The organism is Acinetobacter tandoii DSM 14970 = CIP 107469 (assembly GCF_000400735.1).
Classification (GTDB): domain Bacteria; phylum Pseudomonadota; class Gammaproteobacteria; order Pseudomonadales; family Moraxellaceae; genus Acinetobacter; species Acinetobacter tandoii.
Window position 1 is genome coordinate 1 of sequence record NZ_KE007379.1, and the last position, 2,415, is coordinate 2,415.

General features: G+C 33.5%; 6 protein-coding genes. 4 read left to right on the top strand and 2 right to left on the bottom strand.

Annotated features, from left to right (window positions below):
* The coding region (locus I593_RS19660; RefSeq protein WP_016165571.1) for an SMR family transporter at window positions 1-220 on the top strand (220 nt) is incomplete at its 5' end.
* Window positions 221-778 (top strand): TetR/AcrR family transcriptional regulator, encoded by a 558-nt coding sequence (locus I593_RS19665; protein WP_016165572.1) that lies wholly within the window; start codon window positions 221-223, stop codon window positions 776-778.
* A gap of 52 nt (window positions 779-830) precedes the next feature.
* On the opposite strand, the gene I593_RS20705 is transcribed toward I593_RS19665, so the two are convergent.
* On the bottom strand, window positions 831-968 hold the full coding sequence (locus I593_RS20705; protein ID WP_016165573.1) for a hypothetical protein: 138 nt from the start codon (window positions 966-968) through the stop codon (window positions 831-833).
* A 343-nt stretch (window positions 969-1,311) separates the two neighbouring features.
* Here I593_RS20705 and I593_RS19670 point away from each other — a divergent pair, with 343 nt between their 5' ends.
* Together I593_RS19670 and I593_RS19675 are read left to right on the top strand one after the other, a co-directional pair.
* Window positions 1,312-1,560 carry a hypothetical protein gene (locus I593_RS19670; RefSeq protein ID WP_016165574.1) on the top strand — a complete coding sequence of 83 codons (249 nt, stop codon included), beginning with the start codon at window positions 1,312-1,314 and terminating at the stop codon, window positions 1,558-1,560.
* A gap of 110 nt (window positions 1,561-1,670) precedes the next feature.
* Complete coding sequence (locus tag I593_RS19675; protein ID WP_016165575.1) at window positions 1,671-2,237, top strand: hypothetical protein; 567 nt, start codon at window positions 1,671-1,673, stop codon at window positions 2,235-2,237.
* On the opposite strand, the gene I593_RS20710 is transcribed toward I593_RS19675, so the two are convergent.
* Window positions 2,234-2,415, bottom strand: a 182-nt coding sequence (locus tag I593_RS20710; protein ID WP_016165576.1) for a hypothetical protein, incomplete at its 5' end; no start/stop codon positions are given. The genes I593_RS19675 and I593_RS20710 overlap by 4 nt on opposite strands.

Genomic DNA, 2,415 nt, shown 5'->3' on the forward strand with positions numbered 1-2,415 from the left:
TTTTTTTAGCACGGCATTTTATTTATTATCACAAGTTATTAAAACAATCCCTTTAGGTATCGCATACGCTATATGGGCTGGTGTTGGGATTGTTCTAACTGCTGTAGTTAGCTACTTTGTTTTTAAACAGACACTAGATAATCCTGCTTTAATTGGAATTGGTTTTATCGTATCTGGCGTAATAATTATTAATTTATTTTCGCAATCAGCAGGTCATTAAGTGAAAGAAATTCGGCAACAAAAGAAGCAACCAGAGGTTATTCGAAAGCGCATCCTTGAACAGGCAACTATTCTTGTTTCTCAAAAGGGTATTTCTGGTGTTTCTATTCAAAATATTGCTACAGCAGTAGGTATAACAAAAGGGGGGGTATTTCACCATTTCCCGAATAAAAAAAATTTGATAGAAGAAATGTTCAATCAAATAATTCTTGATTTAGATCAAACAGTTGAATACTTGATTAAACGCGATCAAACAGAATATGGTAAATTCACACGAGCTTATATTCATAGTTCTTTTATCCATCAAATAGATGGGGTGGTTTCTGCTTGGTCAGCGTTATCAATGACTATGATCACAGAGCCTACCTTTAATAAAATTTGGATGGAATGGCTAAAAAATAGATTATCTCAACATGCAGAAACGGATAGTCATCCTGATTTAGAGTTACTTCGTTTAGCAGCAGATGGGTTGTGGCTACAAAGTATTACCGGAGTCATTGATGATGAGCAATGTTCAAAATTAGAAGACGATCTGCTTAATCGAACCTATTTAACATAAAATCTCTTATACGAACTGAAAAAAAGCCCGACAGAATGTCGGACTTTTCATACTATTTATTCGTTGATTTACTAGGTTTTAATTCATCATTATTGCCTGGCGTTTTTTTATTATCGCGTCGTCTTTTATCAACCTCACCTGTTGAATCAGCAATTGGTTTTGGTCCTGGTTTAAGTGGGGTGCTCGACATATTAGTCTCCGTTAAAATTTTGTTTACTTAGTAATTTGTTCGTAAACGCAGAATTTACCCTACGTCAAAATATAACTTGATGACTTTTTTATTTTTTTCAATACCTTATCCGATATTTTTTTATTCAAGTCTTCTAAAATTTAAATAATACACGTTACATGAAAAGTTCTATCACGTTCATGACCTTTTGATCATCTACTAAACATAAGTCTCTTTATTCAGTTCGACTCTAAACACGATACGATATACGACAACTTAAGACGCTTTCCTGCGGAACAAATATTGATCACAACAAAATATTAATTATGATCATGAGATTACTTTTAATTTCATGGAAATAATTATGTCTAAAAATGACAAACAAACTTCAAAAGATGTTAGTTCATTAGCATCTGATGTATTACGTGATCCATCATCTTCGGCAATTCAAAGACAGCTAGCAGGTTCAGCCTTATCCCAAGCGAACTCTGATAAACAAACAGGTAGTAAAATGGAAACAAAAGCATCCAATGTCCTACAGAGTGATAAATATAGCGATACCACGAAAACTCTAGCAGCATCTGTACTCGCCCAGTCCAACAAGGAAAGATAATTTCAAGGTTAAGAAGCTAGTCTAATGGGCTAGCTTTTTTACTTTCTGAATTTCAAATTTTCGTTTAACACGCCCCTATTAACATATATTCGCATTTCTATTATCAGCTTATGAATGAAGAAAAAGACCCTGAAATTAAATATTTATCAAATGATGAAGACCTATTCCATGTTGAGAAAAAAATTTACCTCCCGACATTCATATTCCAAGAGTTTTTCGTTTTCCTATGCATAACCTTTGGTTCTTATTTTTCCATATTTATTTCGAGTCAAAAGTTTGCAACTGAAGAATCTTTCAGTAAGTCATTTAACTTAGTTTTTGCATTTTTTACGATCGAAAATCTTATAGATACTAGTATTGGATTATTTATCGTTATGGGAATTTTATGCTTTGTAAATCACTTGACTACACACTCGAAACTTAACATACAGCCTATTTTGAACAGGCTGATCAGTGCAGTCACAGATTTTTACTATCTAATGTTTTCGACTATTTTAGGTTGTATGTTAGGGCTATTCCACTTTTTACATAAATTCCCCATGATCAAAGAATATGAACAACTTCATCAACTTGCTATAAGTGGCATGATTACTATAGGCTTAGTCGGTTCTACAACTTCAATAGCAATACAGTTTTTCGTACATAAAAATAAAGTACTGCATAAAAAACCAGATTAACTCTGGTTTTTTTGTTCAATCTGATCATTGGCCTCAAACATACCAGGATTGGTAATCCGGATATTGTCCTGACAATTCCCACAAAGCATCAGCCCTGAAAAAATCTGTACGTTTTCCCTTGAATCACAGAAAGCACATGGTTTAGAGAGTTGAATAATATTGCTCATGGCTTTTTCCC